The organism is Streptomyces sp. NPDC053076, from assembly GCF_044546845.1.
Taxonomy (GTDB): domain Bacteria; phylum Actinomycetota; class Actinomycetes; order Streptomycetales; family Streptomycetaceae; genus Streptomyces.
In genome coordinates this window covers 527,865-544,622 of sequence record NZ_JBITZL010000001.1, presented here as the reverse complement: position 1 = coordinate 544,622, position 16,758 = coordinate 527,865, and the positions used below count along the sequence as shown (strand labels likewise).

Here is a 16,758-nt window from a genome sequence, read left to right as displayed (position 1 = left end):
CACGCACGGTCCGGCTCCCCTCGCTTCGAACGGCTGACGAAGCGCGCCGTCATGGTGTCGGTACGGCGCGCGGTTGCGTGGCGAGTCTAGGAAACGGAGCGGCGGGACGCGTACCGAATTTCTCCGGCGCGCTCGTGCCGGCGGCAGGCGGGCGGGCAGGCCCTGTCGGAGGTGATCCCTCGCCCGATGCCCTGCCCGTTCCCGGCCGCTGTCGGTCAGGCACCGGATCGTGGCGCCGACCCGGTCCGGACAGCGCAGCGCCCCCGTCGTGCGCCACGGGGAGGGCACACGACGGGGGCGGACCGTGGACGCGGCGGCGCAGGCCCCGGTCCCTCACCCCTCAGGCCCGGTCCGGTATCCGGGCCAGGGTACGGATCGGGTGGGCGATCAGCAGGGCGGCGGCGGTGAGGAGGGCGACCACGATGCCCACTTCGAGGACCCGGTCGGTGCCGAACGCCCCGACGGCCGGACCGGCCAGCGCGCTGCCGACCGGGAACATGCCGACGGAACCCGCGACCTCGTAGGCGTGGACGCGGTTGAGCACCTCGCCCGGCACCTGGGTCTGCACGCTGGTGGCCCACATGACGCCCCAGAAGGTGATGCCGACGCCGACCACGACCTGGGCGACGGCCAGCAGCCAGACCGGCCAGTCGAGCACGATGCCCAGCGGGTAGAGCGGATAGGCCAGCATCGCCACGGCCCCGGCGGCGAGCGGACGTTCGGGCTTGTACCGGAGCGCCAGTACCCCGCCGGCCACGGTGCCCGCGCCGAACGCGCAGTTGAGCAGGCCGAAGGCGGTGGCACCGTGCGCGGGCACGATCACCCCGGCGGCGATCGACAGCTGCGGCCCCCAGGAGAGCACGGCGAAGAACATCCAGATGACGATCACGCCCCAGAGCCAGCTGCGGCCCCGGAACTCGTGCCAGCCGACCACGAGGTTGTGCCACAGGCTCTCACCGGCCGGCGGGGCGGGCACCACCCCGAGCCGGAGCGCGAACAGGCAGAACGCGCTGGTCCCGTAGGCGACGGCGGATATCACCATCACCCAGCCGGTGGCGGCGGCCCCCACCAGCACACCGGCAAGCGCCGGGCCGCCCAGCGCGGTGAGCGCCTCGGAGATGCGCAGCACCCCGTTGGCGCCCTGTACGTCCCGGGCCACCAGCGGGACGGTCGACGAGGCGCCCGGCTGGAACATGGCGTTGGCGATACCGGCCACCACCAACAACCCGTACAGCTGCCAGAGATGGTCGATGCCGTGCAGGAAGAGGAAGGCGAGCAGTACGTGGGTGGTGAGGTTGGCCAGGTCCGAGGCGATCATCATCCGGCGGGCGGTGAACCGGTCGGCGAGCACCCCGCCGAACAGCACCAGCCCGGCGAAGGGGCCCACCAGGAAGGCCATCGCGTACCCCGCGGTGCTCACGCCGTACCCGGCGCTGAGCAGCCCGGCCGCGACCGCGACCGGCAGCATGGCCCAGCCGAGCAGGCCCGCGCTGCGGGCGGTGAAGTAGTACTGGAAGTTACGGGACCAGATCGCCGGTTCCCCGGTCGGCGGCGCCTCGACGGGCCGGTCCCGGTTGGGCGAGGACGTCACCGCCGCGGTGTGGTCTGCCGAGCGATCCTTCATGTCTGTTCGATGCTCCAGCCGTAGATCGTGATCTTCGTGGTCGGGTGCTGATTGCCGTGGGGCCGGAAGGCGCGGACACGGTGTCCGCGCGGTCCATGCGGTGTGATGAGGCCACGGTTCGGGGGCTCGCGGTCCGTGACGGGTGATGCGGTCACGATCCGGGGGCTCGCGGTCCGTGACGGGTGATGCGGTCACGATCCGGGGGCTCGCGGCCCGTGACGGGTGACGTGGGATGCGGTGCCCGCGGTCCCTGATGGGGGGCCATGGGAACTCCTCGGCGCCGGCAGCCGGTCCGGGGCCGGGGTCAGGGCCGTTCAGCGGGGGCCGGCTGACGGCTGCTTTCGGTCCGGGCGGACGGCGCCGCGGACAGTTCGCCCACCGTGACCGGTTCCAGGCCGCGTTCGAGCAGGCCCTCGATGATCGACGGAAGGGCCCGTACGGTCTGGCCGCGATCGCCGGCGCCCTCGTGCAACAGCACCACCGAGCCTGGCCCGGCGGACTCCAGGACGGTCGCGGCGATCCGCTCCGGCCCCGGCCTCGACCAGTCGCGGGAGTCCACGTCCCACATCGTCATGGTGGTCGGGTGCCCCTCCAGGGTGGCCAGCACCTCCGGGGTCAGCGCGCCGTACGGCGGCCGGAACCAGGTCGGGGCCTCGCCGGTCACCCGGGCCACCGCCTCCGCCGTCCGGTCGATCTGCTCACGCAGTTGATCCGGTGTCAGGTCGGGCAGGAACGGGTGTGACCAGGAGTGGTTGCCCACTTCGTGGCCGGCCGCCACGATCCGGCGCACCTCGTCGGGCAGCGCCGCGACATGGTGACCGACGCAGAAGAAGGTCGCCCGGACGCCGTAGCGGTCCAGGATCTCCAGGATCCGGCGCGTGTACACCGGATCGGGGCCGTCGTCGAAGGTGAGCGCGACCTGCGGCGTGTCCCGGCGGCCGTGCTCGAAGCAGCGTCCGGCCGCCGTCAGCGCCGCCTGGATCGGCTCGCTGCGCCGCACGCCCTCGAAGTACTCTTCGGCGCGGCCGGTCAGGGTGCCCCCCTCGGCCGTCACCCGGGCCAGCTCCCCGGGCGTGCGCAGAGCCTGCTCCGCCAGCCGGTGGGCCGGCACGGAACCGAACCGCGGCCTGGGCGGCAGCAGCCAGGGGTCGGCACGACAGACCGCCAGACCGGCCGCCGTCATCGGCCCGTCGAGCAGGCCGTTGGTGCTGTCGAGCACCGCGGCCAGCGGATGTTCCTGGGCCAACTCCACGAGCCAGGCGATGAGTTCGGAAACCTGGGCGGCACCCCAGCTGCTCGGCTCCACCACCCGCCTCCCCGCGCCGTCGAGGACCTCGACCCGGTAGCCCGCGTCCGTCCAGGCGATTCCGGCGTACCGCATCGTCATCTCTCCTCCCCGGCGAGGGCCTCGGCGACGACCAGCCCCTCGACCCCTCGCAGGAACCGCTCCATCCCCTCGCGGCTGAGCACTGCGGGGTCGGCGGTCATGCAGAGTTCCAAGGCGCCGGGGGCGGTCAGCACGTCCACCGCCACGGAGACGTTCACCCGCGGCAGGAACTGTGTCGGCCAGCTCAGTTCGGTCCGGCCGATCAGCTCGCTGAGCGCGGACCGCGGTCGCTCGACGGTGTCGAACGGCCCCATGCCCGGGTCCCGTGTGTCGTTCCACCAGCACGAGTGGTCGGCCGCCTCGCCGCGCTCGACCAGCCGCGCCACCTCCCGGTCCAGCGCCCACTTGTCGTACCCCGCGTGGCGGAACGCGGTGAACGAGACGGACCGCGTCCGCCGTACCGCGTCCTCGAAGTCCTTGTCCGCGTCCGTGAGGAGGAACACGGCCTCCTGCGCCATCGTGCTGACCGACTCGGCGGCGGCCGGCTGGAAACGGTTGCTCACCACCACCTGGAACAGGACGTCGCTGCTTCCGGACATCCTGGCCAGCTGGTGGGAGGCCGCTCCGAGCAGCACCGCGGCATCGCTGACTCCCAGTTCCGCCGCCACCCGCTCGACGGCGACCGCCAGCGCGGGCGAGCGGAGCAGCGCATTGGGGAACAGCCGGCCCGGATCGGTCACCGCGAGTTCCGGCGCCGCCGGGTCCAGGAAGATCCGCCGGGGCCCGTCGGTCAGTCGCTCGCACCAGTAGCGCCGGGCCGCCTCGTCCCGGCGACGGCCGAGCGGCGACGCCTGGACCGCCGCCGCCTCCAGGGGCTGGGCGGCGGGACGTGCGCGGAGCAGCGACTCGGCGGACTCCCCCGACTCGATCAGCCGGAGGTCGCGGAGCATCCGGCCCTCCCCCCAGAGGTCCATCGCGGTGTGTGACGCCGCCAGCACCAGCCGGTGGGCCAGACCCCCGCACTCCACGAGGCCGACCCTGAAGGGCCACTCCCGCGCATGGTCGAAGGGGCGCCCCGCCAACTCCTCCATCAAAGCCTCCCCGACGGCCGGCGCCTCGGCCGCGGAGCACGTCCGGACCTCCACCGGGAGCTCGCCGGCCCCGTCCACGACCTGTTCCAGGCCGTCCTCGCCGTCCGGCAGGAGCCTGGTGTGCAGGCTGTCGTGCATCCGGAGCAGCTCCGCCAGGTCCGCGACTACCCGGGAGGCGGGGCGGGGCGGGCTCAGGGGGAGGTCGAGCCGCAGGTTGTACCTGGGGGCGTCGTCACCGAGCCGCGTGACGACACCCCAGATCGCCCGCTGTCCCCAGGTGGCCGGGCCTGTCCCGGCCCTCGCGGAGTGCAGTCTGATGGTCCGCTCCTCGACCGTGGTCATCGTGTTTCCGAACCTTCCCTTCGGTTGCCTCGTACGCCGCCTGCTGAGATCGGGCCGAACGCGCCGCAACGGCTAGTCCAGGCCCTGGGAGATGACCAGGCGCTGGATCTGGTTGGTGCCCTCCACGATCTGCAGCAGCTTGGCCTCGCGCATCCACCGCTCCACCGGGTGGTCGGAGACGTAGCCGGCACCGCCGAGCACCTGCACGGCGTCGGTGGTCACCTTCATCGCCACGTCGGTGGCGAACAACTTCGCCTTCGCCGCCTCCAGCGAGTACGGCCGGCCGGCGTCCTTCAGGCGGGCTGCCGCCAGGGTGAGCGCCCGTGCCGCGGCGATCTGCGTGGCCATGTCGGCCAGCATGAAGCCGACACCTTGGAAGGAGATGATCCGCTGCCCGAACTGGCGGCGTTCCTTCGCGTACCGCACGGCGTAGTCGGCGGCGGCCTGGGCGATGCCGACGGCGCAGGCCGCGATGCCCAGTCGGCCGCAGTCCAGTGCGCCCATCGCGATCAGGAAGCCCTTGCCCTCCCGGCCGATCAACCGCCCGGCCGGCACCCGGACGTCGTCGAAGCCGACCTGTGCGGTGGGGTTGGACCAGACGCCCAGCTTCCGCTCCGGTTCGTGCATCACCATGCCCGGCGTGCCACTGGGGACCACGAGACAGGACAGACCGCGGGCTCCGGGCCCGCCGGTGCGGCTGAACACGTTGTAGAAGTCCGCGTGACCGGCGTGGGTGACCCAGGACTTGGTGCCCGTGATGCGGTAGCCGTCGTCGTCCCGCACCGCCCGAGTGGCGAGCGAGGCCGCGTCCGAACCGGCCTCCGCCTCGGACAGGCAGTACGCGCCCAGGAGTTCCCCGCTCAGCATGCCGGGCAGCAGCTCCTCGCGCTGAGCCGGGGTGCCGTACGTGGCGGTGCCGAAGCAGGCGAGGTTGTGCACGTTGACCGCCTCGGCCACCCCGAACCAGTGGTAGGCGATCTCCTCCAGCGCCTGGAGGTAGACCTCGTACGGCTGTCCGCCACCGCCGAACTCCTCGGGGTACGGCAGGCTCAGCAGCCCCGCCCTGCCCAGGGTGCGCACGATTTCCCGGGGGAACTCGTGGGCCGCCTCGAACTTGTCGACGTTCGGCGCGAGTTCCCCGGCCGCTATCTCCCGGACCAGGCCGAGCAGATCGGCCGCCTCCTCCGTGGGCAGGATGCGCTGGACCTTCATCGGACGACCTCCGTGTGTGTCGGATTCGGTGAGCGGAGCAGGCGGTCCGGGTCCAGGTCCGGCGAGGGCGCGATGGCCCGCCTGCTCGGTGGCGACGGATTGTCCACCTGTGGAGACCGTTCGTCCGGCGCGGTCAGCGACGGTCCCAGTCGGCGGTCTCCGGCCAGTGCCGGCCCACCCGGCGCACGGCGTAGTCCCAGTACGAACGGACGGAGAGGTCGGCGTAGATGAAGTCCTGCTTGGCGGCCACGTCCTGCTCGGTGGACCAGGTGTAGGGGACGCCGGTGCTCTCGGCGGTCAGCTGGAGGCGGCAGGCCCGTTCCAGGACCTGGGCGAAGACGGAGGCGTGCCGCACGCTCTTGCCGACGATCACTCCGCCGTGGTTGCGCAGCAGGACGGCGGGGTGCTCGTCGAGGTCCTTGGCGATGTGCTCACCGGTCTCGATGTCCAGGACGGTGTTGCTGGTCTCGGTGAACAGGCCGATCCGGTCGCGGAAGTAGGCGCCGTCGTGCGAGACCGGACGCATCGGCAGGTCGGTGGCGCCGAACAGCAGGGTGTACGGCGCGTGGCTGTGGACGATGCCGTTGACGTCCGGGCGGGCCCGGTAGATGGCCTGGTGCAGCGGCAGTTCCGGCGGCGCCAGCGGCGGCGCGGGCAGCGTGTGGTCCACCGAGCAGCGGACCACGTCCGGTGGGGCGGCCTCGTCGAATCCGACCAGCGCGCCCTTGATGAAGAACTCGTCCCGGCCGGGCATCCGGGCGGAGATCTGGCCCTGGTTGAAGTCGTCGTGCCCGTCGAGGGAGAGCATCCGGGCGCCGATCGCCACCTGAACGACGAGCCGGCGTTCGGCCGGGTTCAGCGACTGCGCTTCGTCGGGGGTCATGTCCTGCTCCTAGCTGTCAGGTCGTCGTAGACGGTCCGCATGGTGACCATGCCGGGGGACGCGGTGCGGGCCCAGTCGGCGGCGGCCAGCGCACCCCACGCCGGCACCGTCCAACTGGCGACGTGATGCCGCACGTGCAACGACTCGCCGTCCCAGGTGTGGGTCACCTCGTGTTCGCTGACCGGTAGTCCGGCCCGCTCGTCGGAGATGTCGGCCACCGCTCGGCCGCTCGCCGCGGCCCAGGTGTCCGCCAGTGCCAGCGCGGTGGCGCTGGGACGGTGGGCCTTGCCGAGCGGGTGCCGCTCGCGGACGGTGGTGGTCGCGCCGAACCGGCCCGTGGTGAAGGCGGCGGTGAACTCGGCGATGCGTGCCTGGAGGTAGTGGGCGAAGGAGAGGTTGGTGGCCCGGACCACCGGCACCACGTCGGCCAGCGCTTCCAGTGCCTTCCACTGGGTGTCCGTCAGGTTGGAGACGCAGGCGACGAGTGCCACCCGGTGTGTGGCGCAGTAGTCGAGGACCTCGGTGTGCGCCTCGGGTGCGCTGGCGTCGACGAGCACGTCGGGCACCGTCTCGACGGACCAGCCGCCACGGCGGGACGCGGTGAGGGAGACCCTCGTGCCGTTGGCCCGGCAGACCGATCGCACTGCCGAGCCGAGCCGTCCGAGACCGACGATGCCGATCGTGGGGCCGTCGCTCACGGGTCTTTCAGGCATCGGCGCCTGTTCCGCCGGCGAGCACCAGGGCCGTGACGGAGTCGATGGTCTCGTAGTGCTCGATGGCGGCCTCCGGGTCCAGGTAGACACCGACCTCGTTCTCGATGCTGTCGATCAGGCGCATGTAGGAGAGCGAGGAGTAGCCGACGTCACGCAGCGAGTAGTTGGCGGCGGCGAAATCGTCGGCGGTGACGCTGCCGTCCCCCGCCGCGATGGCGAGGTCGAGGATCTTGCTGCGGAGAGCGCTGCTGTCCATGGAAAGTCCTGTGTCTCGAAGGAAAGTTCAGTGGGTCTCGGGGTCGCTGAGCAGGCGCCGCAGGCGTTCGATGGACGGCTTGCCGATCGAGTTCGCCGGTATCCGGTCCACCAGACGGAGGATTCCGGGCACTTTGAACGACGGGAGTGTCGCCGCGCAGTGCGTGCGCAGGGACTGCGCGGTCACGCCGGGTTCGACGGCGACGACGGCGGCCAAGGTCGGTTCACCATGCTGGTTCTCGGCCTCGAAGGCCACCGCGTCCAGCACCCCGGAGGCCGTGCGCAGCACGTCGGCGATCTCGATCGGGTCGATCTTGCGGCCGCCCACGTTGACGAGCCGGCTCGTGCGCCCGGTCAGGTGGAGCGTGCCGTCGACCAGATGGCCCTGGTCGCCGGTGTGGTAGTAGCCCTCGGCGTCGACGCGCTTCTCGAACAGGCCGGGAGCGTTGAGGTAGCGCGAGCCCATCGATTCGCTCTTGACCCGGATGCCTTGCTCCTCCGCGAGCAGGTGCACACCGGGCAGGGGCGCTCCGAGTCCGCTGCCGGCCCCGTCGGCGGCGTAAGTCAGCGGTCCGGTCTCGGCGACACCGTAGTAGTTGTGGACCGGTACGCCGGTGAGCCGGGTGAACTCCTCGCGGACGGTGTCGCGCAGCGGGGCACCGGAGGAGATCGCGGTCCGGACGGCGGCGAAGCCTTCCTTCGGGGAGCGCCGCACGATCGACTCGTACAACGCCGGGAATGCCACCAGCCGGGTGGCGGCGGTGCTCTCCAGGAGCCGCACGACCCGGGAGGCCGTGGGCAGACCGTGCGACAGGTGCAGTGCGGCGCCCGGCAGGAAGGCCGCCAGCAACGACGTGTTGAAGGCCAGGCCGTTGGAGAGTGCGGCGAAACAGGCGATGCGGTCCTCGGCCGACAGACCGGTGCCCTTCGCCCAGTTGGCGGCCGCCGCGGACACGGCCGCGCCGGAGAACTCGATGCAGTTGGGCCGGCCGGTGGAGCCGGACGTGAAACGGCACACCTCGGTGTCGTCCAGCAACCGGGGACGGGGAGCGTCGTGGCGACGTACCCGGCTGACCGTGAGGTAGCCGAACTCGCCGTCATCCGTGAGGGTTTCGTCCGCGACAGCCCGGACATCGGCGCTCGGGGCGTGGATCAGCAGATCCAGTCCGCAGTCCTCGGCGATCCGGGAGAGTTCGAACGGGCCGAAGGCCGAGTCGGTCAGGAAGGGCACCGCGCCGGCGAACAGCGTTGCCAGGTATGCGACCACGTATTCGACGGAGTTGGTGGCGTACAGGCCCACTCGCAGTGGCTCGTCCCCCAGGTTGTACCGGGTGAGCCTGTCCGCCGCGGCACGGGCCCGGTCGGCGAGCTCGGCGTATCCGAGCAGGCCGTCCGCGTCGGTGACCGCGACGCGGTCGCCGTGACGGGCGAGAACGTCGGTGAAGGCATCGGCAAGGACGGTGCGCATCGGGTTCACCGCTCGTTCTGGGCGTGCGCCATGGCAAGCCGGTCGAGTTTGATGCCCGCGTCGTCCGGGCAGCCGAGCAGCAGGGCGTACAGGATCTCGTCGTCCTTGGGCAGCCCCGCCAGCGTGCGCCACAGCGGCGTGTCGAAACCACCGATGGCGGTCACCCCGACCGTCGCGCGGTTCGCGCCCAGGTAGAGCAACTGCCCCAAGGCACCGCAGCGGAAGGCCAGTTCCCGCAGGTTCTCGGCATCGGCGGTCGAGCCGGGCCCGGCGAGCGAGGCCCGCGGCACGTGCAGCAGCAGGACGGCGGCGGCCCCGGCGAGGGCGCGCTGCTGCATGCAGGCGCGGGCCACCTCGTCGGTGGTCGGCAGGGGTCCCGGTTGCCGCTCGCCGGTGCGCAGCCGGTAGACCGCGTCCTGCTCGGGTTCCGTCGTCGACCGCAGGACCAGGGTCGCCGACAGCGGTGAGGCGTCGGGAAGGTCGGTCTCCAGCGGGGTCGACAGGGCCGAGACGGCCTGCCAGACCGCGGCGGCGGAGACGGGCTCACCCGTGAACGCCTTGCTGGAGACTCGCGTGCCGATCAGTTCCGACCATCCGGACGGGTCACCCAGGCCGCTCCGTCCTCCGAGCGCTTGTCCACCGGTGCGGACTCGTGCCAGCGGTGCGGGTGCGGTCTCGTCGGTCGGAGAGCCGGAGTGCCCGGTCCACCCGGTGAGGGAGTCCCAGCAGGTGCTTTCCAGCCAGGACCGCCAGACGGGCCCACGCGTCTCCCGGTCGGTGTCGTCATGTACGGTCCAGCGGGTCCACGACTCGTCGGCCGTGCCGGCCGGCACCACAATTGCGGAGTGAATCTCCCGGCAGTTCTCGCCCGCCTCCAGCAATTCCGAGAGGGATTCCCTCGGGAAACGCAGCCGTAGCACCCCCGCGGCGCCACGGCCGGCCGCGGCCAGCAGAAGATTCCCTGCCGCATGCCCGGCATCGAGTTGGGTATACAGGTATCCACGGTCGCCGTATTTACGCATGGAAAGCCAGGGGCGGGTCAATGTGACCACCAATGCCCCGCCGTCTTCCGGGATGGCCAGCACGGACGCGTCCAGTGCGGCGCTGACACGGGCGCCGGCGGCCAGCCGGGCGCAGGTACGGCGATCGGCGTCGACGCGGAATGCGGTCGGCACACCGTTCTCCATGGCGAGGACGGCGAACTCGTACGGGTACACGGCACCGGCCGACGGCACCGCCCGCGCCACGTACGAACCGCAGGAACGATTGGCACGGCTGGTCAACGCGCCTTCTTCCAGCAGGCACAGGGCAAGGCGGAGGCCGGGTGCGACAACGGGCTCGGCGGGCGGCTCGGGTGCCGCCGCCGGCAGGGCCACCCGGTCCCACAGATCGGCGACGCGTCCCGAGGATTCCCGCTCGGGCAATGCGGCCGATACGGTTCTTTGTGTGGTGAGATTTCCTTGCACGTCTGACGCAAACCTCCTGTTGCCCGACAGTCCGCGAAATGCGCACGAGGGCGACAATGACCTCTGCACCGATGGTGCGGACCTAATGCATCAACGTGGGGGGCACATCATTTGCTGTCGCAACGACTCTTGGACCGGACTTCCGATTGTCCGGAGTTCGGGACCAGCGCGATCCCGGATCGAAGGACGAGCGATTTGAGCTTCTGACGTCAAGACATGACACGCATCCGACGAATGATTCGCACTATGCGAACACATGATCGGTTGCGGCCATTTCCAGCATGCCAAGCACCCGAGTATTGGTCAAGACCAATGAAACAAGGCTGCTTAATTAATCCCGACGAACCGAATGAATGACGCGGATCGGGCATATGGCTCGGAATGCACAGGGCTCGGCGGGCCCCCGCGCGCAGGCCCGGCCGACGTCATCGAGCCGCGGATCCGATGCCGGCACACATCGGCCGGCGATCGCACGGGGAGCACGCGGCGGTCCGGAAAACGCGAAAGACCCCTGATGAACAGGGGTCTCAGCTGGTGTCCGAGGGGGGACTTGAACCCCCACGCCCGATAAAGGGCACTAGCACCTCAAGCTAGCGCGTCTGCCATTCCGCCACCCGGACCAGGTGTCTGCGGGGCGTTCCCCGCGGCGACATGGACAACAATACCAAGCTTTCGGAGTGCGTTTCACCTGCGTATCCGCCTCGTGGGTGGCGGCCCGGGCCGGGCCCGGACCGCCACATCGCCGACGGTGTACGGATGGCGAGAACCCGCGCACCTACCGTGAGGATCACGGCATGAGCTGGTACTCAGGGAAGTTCCCGGGCGGCCGCTCCCCCGCCGGGCCATGGGTGACGGCCCGTACCAGAAGGTCGCCGCCGACGAACGCGCCGCGCCAGGACGCCCCGAACCCGCCGAACAGCTCGTCCCGGTCACCGCGGGAGCGCGGAACGCCGTGGCCCGTCTCGAAGGCGCGGATCTGCGGGGCGAGCCGGTCGTAGGTGGCCCGGTCGTCCGTGGCGAGCGTGGCCACCAAGGCGCCGTTCGACGCGTTCATGGCAGCCAGCACTTCGGCCTCGATGTCCACCAGGACGATGGTGTCGACCGGTCCGAAGGGCTTCGCGTGATGCAGCGGAGAGGACGGCGGCGGGCTGAGCAGGGTGACCGGATGGACGTAGGCCGAGGTGTCCTGGCCGGGCAGGAAGCGCGCCTCCTCCGGCCGTCCCCGGTACAGCGGTACGGCGCCCCGGTCGACGGCCTCGGCCACCTGGTCGGTGAGCTCCTTGGCCTTCGCGGCGTTGATCAGCGGACCGAAGTCCAGCTCGGGAAGCGGATCGGCGGGGCTCGCCACGGCGAGCGGATGGCCCACGCGGACGGCCCGGACCGCCGGCAGATACGCGCCGAGGAACGCGTCGAACAGGGAGCGCCGGACGACGAAGCGCAGGTAGGCGGTGCAGCGCTGTTTGCCGTAGTCGAAGAGTCTGGGGATGACGGCGGCGAGCGCCGCCCAGTCCGAGAACGACGCTCGTGTTCGTTGCCTGTTCGGCGGTGGCCTCGGCTCGATGGTGGTCGGCGCCTGGGGGTACGACGGCGCCTACGCCCTGGCCGGCGGTGTGTCGATGATGGCCGCGGCGCTCGCCCTGCTGCTGGGCCAGCCGGGCCGGGCCGACGGAGGGCCGCTGCCGGCGGCGAAGCCGCAGCAAACATCCTGACGGCCCTGCTCCGGCTCCCCGCGCCCCGCTTGCCGTTGCCCCCTCCGCCGACCGGCCACCGGAGGGGGAACGTCGTGACACCGGTGGACGGCCGGCGTCGCTCAGGTCGCGTTGCGCTCGTGGTACGACCGCCGGGTGTGCTCGGTGTGCTCGCGCATCAGCCGGGTGGCACGCTGCTCGTCCTGGGCGGCGATCGCGGTGATCAGCGCTCGGTGCTCGATCCAGGACTGGTTGCCGCGCTGGCGGGCCACCGGCGTGTAGTACCAGCGCACGCGGCGGTCGACCTGGGCCGCGAGTTCGGCGAGGACGGTGTTGCCGGCCAGTTCCATCACCTTGGCGTGGAAGGCCGCGTTGAGGGCCACCGCGCGGTCCACGTCCTCGGCGGCGACCGCCTTCTCGCCCTCGGCGCACAGCTCCTCGAGGACGGCGATGCCGGCGCTGTCCGCGTGTGCCGCGGCCAGCCGGGCCGCCTCCGCCTCCAGCAGGGTGCGGACCGTGAGCAGCTGGTCGGCCTCCTCCTCGGTCGGCTCGTGCACGAACGCGCCCTGCGCGGGCCGCAGATCGACCCAGCCCTCGGTGTTGAGCCGCTGCAACGCCTCGCGCACGGGCTGCCGGGAGACGCCGAGGTGCCCGGCGAGTTCGCTCTCCACGAGGTGCTGACCGGGCTTCAGGGCGCGGGTGGTGATGAGTTCCAGCAGAGCGTCGTACACCCGCTCGCGCAGCGGGCCGGGCCGTTCCAGCTTGGGTACCGCCCCCTGCGGCAGTCCGGTCGACAACATCGCGGTCCCTCCTGGGCAGGTCTGAACGCATGCGCGCTGGAGGCTCAGTATCGATTGCTTTTCGTCTACAGCCTACGGTGCACAGGATCCAGGCGAGGGGCGCGGGGAAGCCCGGGACACCCGCGGGACTCCGCGGTCGAGCGCCCTGGGGCGGCTCAGGGCCTCGCGCGTCTCAGGGCCTGGCGCGTCTCAGGGGCAGCGTACGACCTGCCCGGCGTACGACAGGTTGCCGCCGAAACCGAAGAGGAGCACGGGGTCGCCGGTGCTGAGCGCTCCCTGTTCGACCAGCTTGGAGAAGGCGAGCGGGACGCTGGCGGCCGAGGTGTTGCCGGACTCCGCGACATCGCGGGCGATCACCGCGTTGACGGCGCCGAGCTTCTCGGCCAGCGGCTCGATGATCCGCAGGTTGGCCTGGTGCAGGACGACGCCGGCGAGGTCCTCGGGTGCCGCCCCGGCCTTCTCGCAGGTCCGGCGGGCGATGGCCGGCAGCTGGGTGGTGGCCCAGCGGTAGACGCTCTGCCCCTCCTGCGCGAACCGTGGCGGGGTGCCCTCGATCCGCACCGCGTGCCCCATCTCCGGCACCGATCCCCACAGCACCGGCCCGATGCCGGGCTCCTCCCCCGGGCGGCACGCCTCGACCACGGCGGCCCCGGCCCCGTCGCCGACCAGGACGCAGGTGCTGCGGTCGGTCCAGTCGGCGACGTCGGACATCTTGTCGGCGCCGATGACCAGGGCGCGGGTGGCCGCGCCGGCCCGGAGGGTGTGGTCGGCCGTCGCGAGCGCGTGGGTGAACCCGGCGCAGACCACGTTGATGTCCATCGCGGCGGGCCGCGGGACGCCGAGCCGGGCCGCGACCCGGGCGGCGGTGTTCGGGGAGCGGTCGATGGCGGTGGAGGTGGCGACGAGGACGAGGTCGATGTCACCGGGGGTCAGACCGGCCGCGGCGAGGGCCTTGGCCGCCGCGTGCGCGGCCAGCTCGTCGACGGGTTCGTCGGGGCCGGCGATGTGCCGGGTCCGGATGCCCACCCGGCTGCGGATCCACGCGTCGCTGGTGTCGACCATGCCCGCCAGGTCGTCGTTGGTGAGCACCTGGGCGGGCTGGTAGTGACCGATGGCGGCGATGCGCGAGCCGTTCATGCCGGGAGTCCCTCGTTGGCGTGGGTTGCGGGAGCCACCAGTCTGGTCAGTGACCGGCGGGTACGGCGGCAGGTGAAGCCACAGGAATCCCGCGCCGTGGTTGTCGGCTCCGGTCAGACCGTCGGACGTCCGAGTACCGCCCGAATGTCCGGGTACCACCCGGCCCTCCGGGAACCGCCCGGGCCCGGCCGTCGTGGGCAGGCGGACGCGGCCCGCGACAGGGCGGACTTTCGTCGGCACCCTTGTCGGCCCCTTCCATACTGTAGACAATATTTCGTCGACAGGATTCGGCGAGCGTCCGGCGGATCCTGGTCCCCTCCGCGGTATCCCTCAAACCGGACGGAGTGCCCCCGTGAAAGTCGCAGTCCTCGGCGCCGGTGCCATCGGCGCTCCATGTGCAGGACAATGAGATCGTCAAGGTCACCTCTCCGCACGACAACCCGGTGACCCACGGCAACCTCTGCATCAAGGGCCGTTTCGGCTACCAGCACGTACAGAACCGGGGCTGATCAGGACATGGGACGAGTCACGGAACGACGCAAGGTCCTGCGTATCCGGGACGGGGCGGTCTCCACCCGGCCGGACACGCTCGTCGCCGAGGAACCCCTGGAGATCCGGCTGAACGGCAAGCCGCTCGCGATCACCATGCGCACCCCCGGCGACGACTTCGCGCTGGCGGCCGGCTTCCTGGTGAGCGAGGGCGTCCTGGCCACGGCCTCCGATCTGCGGAACATCGTCTACTGCGCGGGCGCCACGGTGGACGGCTCGAACACCTACAACGTGGTCGACGTGCAGACCACGCCCGGCGTCCGCCTCCCGGACTTCACCCTGGAGCGCAACGTCTACACCTCCTCCTCGTGCGGACTGTGCGGCAAGGCCAGCCTGGACGCCGTACGGACGACCGCGCGCTGGCCGATCGCCGACACTCCCCCGCTCCGGCTCACGCCCGAGCTGCTGGCGGACCTCCCCGACCGGCTGCGCGGCGCCCAGCCGGTCTTCGAGCGGACCGGTGGCCTGCACGCGGCGGCCCTGTTCGGCGAGGACGGCGAGCTGCTGGACACCCGGGAGGACGTGGGCCGGCACAACGCGGTCGACAAGCTGGTCGGACGCGCGCTCCAGAACGACGCGCTGCCGCTGTCCCGGACGATCCTCATGGTCTCCGGCCGGGCCTCCTTCGAGCTGGCGCAGAAGGCGGTCATGGCGGGCATCCCGGTGCTCGCGGCCGTGTCGGCGCCGTCGTCGCTGGCGGTGGACCTGGCGACGGAGACCGGTCTGACCCTGGTGGGCTTCCTGCGGGGCAGCTCGATGAACGTGTACGCGGGCCAGGACCGGATCGCCCTGCGGGAGGCGGCCGCCCAGGGCTGACCGGTCCCCCGCGGCACGGCGGGGACCCCGACCGGCGGGGAGCGCCCCCTGCGCCGCGGGGCCCCGTCTCGGTACGCCCCGCCGTATCCGGCCCGGCCCACCCCCTCCCTCAGTCAGCGGCGAGGCGCACCTGGGAGGCGGTCACGACCGTCCCGAGTCTGGGGAAGTCGAGCCGGACGGATGCCTCGTGCTCGGCCGCGGTGAGCGCGGCCATGGCGTCCTCGGCGAAGACGAGGTCGTAGCCGAGGTCGGCGGCGGCGCGGGCGGTGGACTCGACGCCGAGGTTGGTCGCGATGCCGCCGAACACCAGGGTGGTGATGCCGCGATCGCGCAGCCGCCCGTCCAGACCGGTGCCCTGGAAGGCGCCGAGTGTCCGCTTGACCACCTCCAGGTCGCCGTCCCGGAGCAGGCCGGCCACCAGTCCGCTGCCGGGCGGCTGCTCGGCGACGGCGGGGCGCTCGACCCGCACGAGCACGACGAGGGCGCCGGCGCGGCGGAAGGCGGTCGCCAACTCCTCGGCGCAGGCCAGCACTTCGCTGCCCTTGCGGGGTTCCAGGGGCAGCGCGACGACGCGGTCCATCAGGTCGACGAGGACGAGGGCGGTGCGCTGCGGATCGAGCACGGGAGCTGCGGTCATGACGGAACGTTAGCCGCCGTCAGCCGTCCGTGCCGGAAATCCGGATCAACAGGCTCATGAACTGATCGCGTTCGGCGGCCGACAGCGGGCCGAGCAGCCTGTCGTTGGCCTCGCGGGCCGCCTCTTCGCAGCGCAGGAGGAGACGGGCGCCGTCGTCGGTGAGGGAGACGGCGTTCTTGCGCCGGTCGCGGGGGTCGGGGGCGCGGTCGACCAGGCCGGCGGACTGCAGGTCGTTCAGGACGCCGACCACGTCCTTGGGGTCGAGACCCACGCCGCGGCCGAGGTCGGCCTGCGCGACGGGGGCGAGGTCGCGGACGGCGGAGAGGACGACGTGGTGCCACATCTTCAGCCCTTCGACCGCGAGGGCCTCGGCGACCAGGGCGCGGCCCCGCGCGGCGGCCCGGCCGAGGAGCCAGCTGGGCAGGGAACGGATAGCGGGCAGGGGTGCTTCGGCCATGACGGCAGACTATCCGAAGAATCGTTGGACTTCCCCACGAACCGCCTCCATCGTTGGTACCCCCAATGATTTCATGGGTGCCTCCCACGCCGGCGAGGCCGGGCGGAGCTGTCCGAGCAGTGGCGGCAGAAGCCGTGGCGGCGGTGAGGCTGTGACGGCAGAAGCCGTGGCGGCGGTGAGGCTGTGACGGCAGGAGCTGTGGCGGCAGGAGCTGTGGCGACTGTTCGTCGAGGGCGCCCTGAAGGCCCGTGACGCACGCGGAGTCCGCCCTTCAGGACGCGGCGGCGGTACAT

The 16,758-nt window shown here is 71.7% G+C and carries 14 protein-coding genes, 1 tRNA gene and 3 pseudogenes; 3 read left to right on the top strand and 15 right to left on the bottom strand.

What is annotated here, in order from left to right; all coding sequences use genetic code 11:
• Nucleotides 1–340: 340 nt before the first annotated feature.
• The 11 genes and pseudogenes from ACIGYR_RS02360 to ACIGYR_RS02310 all read right to left on the bottom strand — a co-directional run.
• Complete coding sequence (locus ACIGYR_RS02360; protein ID WP_399604298.1) at nt 341–1,624, bottom strand: MFS transporter; 1,284 nt, start codon at nt 1,622–1,624, stop codon at nt 341–343.
• 304 nt (nt 1,625–1,928) lie between these two features.
• Nucleotides 1,929–3,005 (bottom strand): polysaccharide deacetylase family protein, encoded by a 1,077-nt coding sequence (locus tag ACIGYR_RS02355; protein ID WP_399604301.1) that lies wholly within the window; start codon nt 3,003–3,005, stop codon nt 1,929–1,931.
• A gap of 2 nt (nt 3,006–3,007) precedes the next feature.
• Nucleotides 3,008–4,384 (bottom strand): condensation domain-containing protein, encoded by a 1,377-nt coding sequence (locus tag ACIGYR_RS02350; RefSeq protein ID WP_399604304.1) that lies wholly within the window; start codon nt 4,382–4,384, stop codon nt 3,008–3,010.
• A gap of 72 nt (nt 4,385–4,456) precedes the next feature.
• A complete protein-coding gene (locus ACIGYR_RS02345; RefSeq protein WP_391841867.1) occupies nt 4,457–5,596 on the bottom strand; it encodes an acyl-CoA dehydrogenase family protein in 1,140 nt (379 codons plus the stop codon).
• A gap of 133 nt (nt 5,597–5,729) precedes the next feature.
• Nucleotides 5,730–6,479 carry a class II aldolase/adducin family protein gene (locus ACIGYR_RS02340; protein WP_399604308.1) on the bottom strand — a complete coding sequence of 250 codons (750 nt, stop codon included), beginning with the start codon at nt 6,477–6,479 and terminating at the stop codon, nt 5,730–5,732.
• Nucleotides 6,476–7,192, bottom strand: a complete 717-nt coding sequence (locus tag ACIGYR_RS02335) for a dihydrodipicolinate reductase C-terminal domain-containing protein (RefSeq protein ID WP_399604311.1) — start codon at nt 7,190–7,192, stop codon at nt 6,476–6,478. Before ACIGYR_RS02335 ends, ACIGYR_RS02340 begins: the two co-directional genes overlap by 4 nt.
• Nucleotides 7,185–7,448 carry a phosphopantetheine-binding protein gene (locus ACIGYR_RS02330; RefSeq protein WP_391841861.1) on the bottom strand — a complete coding sequence of 88 codons (264 nt, stop codon included), beginning with the start codon at nt 7,446–7,448 and terminating at the stop codon, nt 7,185–7,187. Before ACIGYR_RS02330 ends, ACIGYR_RS02335 begins: the two co-directional genes overlap by 8 nt.
• 27 nt (nt 7,449–7,475) lie before the next feature.
• On the bottom strand, nt 7,476–8,915 hold the full coding sequence (locus ACIGYR_RS02325; RefSeq protein ID WP_399604314.1) for a class I adenylate-forming enzyme family protein: 1,440 nt from the start codon (nt 8,913–8,915) through the stop codon (nt 7,476–7,478).
• A gap of 5 nt (nt 8,916–8,920) precedes the next feature.
• Nucleotides 8,921–10,339, bottom strand: a complete 1,419-nt coding sequence (locus tag ACIGYR_RS02320) for a nitroreductase family protein (RefSeq protein ID WP_399604318.1) — start codon at nt 10,337–10,339, stop codon at nt 8,921–8,923.
• Between the two features lie 574 nt (nt 10,340–10,913).
• Nucleotides 10,914–11,001, bottom strand: a tRNA-Leu gene (locus ACIGYR_RS02315).
• Between the two features lie 167 nt (nt 11,002–11,168).
• Nucleotides 11,169–11,897: pseudogene (locus tag ACIGYR_RS02310) on the bottom strand (aldehyde dehydrogenase family protein); the annotation flags it as partial.
• Between the two features lie 19 nt (nt 11,898–11,916).
• Between ACIGYR_RS02310 and ACIGYR_RS02305 the strand changes: the two are divergent.
• Nucleotides 11,917–12,090 (top strand): annotated as a pseudogene (locus ACIGYR_RS02305) (MFS transporter); the annotation flags it as partial.
• Nucleotides 12,091–12,191: 101 nt separating this feature from the next.
• Here the strand turns inward: ACIGYR_RS02305 and ACIGYR_RS02300 are convergent.
• Both ACIGYR_RS02300 and ACIGYR_RS02295 read right to left on the bottom strand, forming a co-directional pair.
• The gene (locus ACIGYR_RS02300; RefSeq protein WP_399604321.1) at nt 12,192–12,869 is read right to left on the bottom strand and encodes a GntR family transcriptional regulator; all 678 of its coding nucleotides are present in this window, start codon (nt 12,867–12,869) and stop codon (nt 12,192–12,194) included.
• A gap of 189 nt (nt 12,870–13,058) precedes the next feature.
• A complete protein-coding gene (locus ACIGYR_RS02295) occupies nt 13,059–14,006 on the bottom strand; it encodes a beta-ketoacyl-ACP synthase III (protein ID WP_399604324.1) in 948 nt (315 codons plus the stop codon).
• A gap of 389 nt (nt 14,007–14,395) precedes the next feature.
• On the opposite strand from ACIGYR_RS02295, the pseudogene ACIGYR_RS02290 reads away from it, so the two are divergent.
• Nucleotides 14,396–14,515, top strand: a pseudogene (locus ACIGYR_RS02290) (Fe-S-binding domain-containing protein); the annotation flags it as partial.
• 7 nt (nt 14,516–14,522) lie between these two features.
• Nucleotides 14,523–15,371, top strand: a complete 849-nt coding sequence (gene fdhD, locus ACIGYR_RS02285) for a formate dehydrogenase accessory sulfurtransferase FdhD (RefSeq protein ID WP_399604327.1) — start codon at nt 14,523–14,525, stop codon at nt 15,369–15,371.
• Nucleotides 15,372–15,480: 109 nt separating this feature from the next.
• On the opposite strand, the gene ACIGYR_RS02280 is transcribed toward fdhD, so the two are convergent.
• Both ACIGYR_RS02280 and ACIGYR_RS02275 read right to left on the bottom strand, forming a co-directional pair.
• Nucleotides 15,481–16,008, bottom strand: a complete 528-nt coding sequence (locus ACIGYR_RS02280; protein ID WP_399604329.1) for an isochorismatase family protein — start codon at nt 16,006–16,008, stop codon at nt 15,481–15,483.
• A gap of 19 nt (nt 16,009–16,027) precedes the next feature.
• Nucleotides 16,028–16,465, bottom strand: a complete 438-nt coding sequence (locus tag ACIGYR_RS02275) for a MarR family winged helix-turn-helix transcriptional regulator (protein WP_391841849.1) — start codon at nt 16,463–16,465, stop codon at nt 16,028–16,030.
• Nucleotides 16,466–16,758 lie beyond the last annotated feature (293 nt).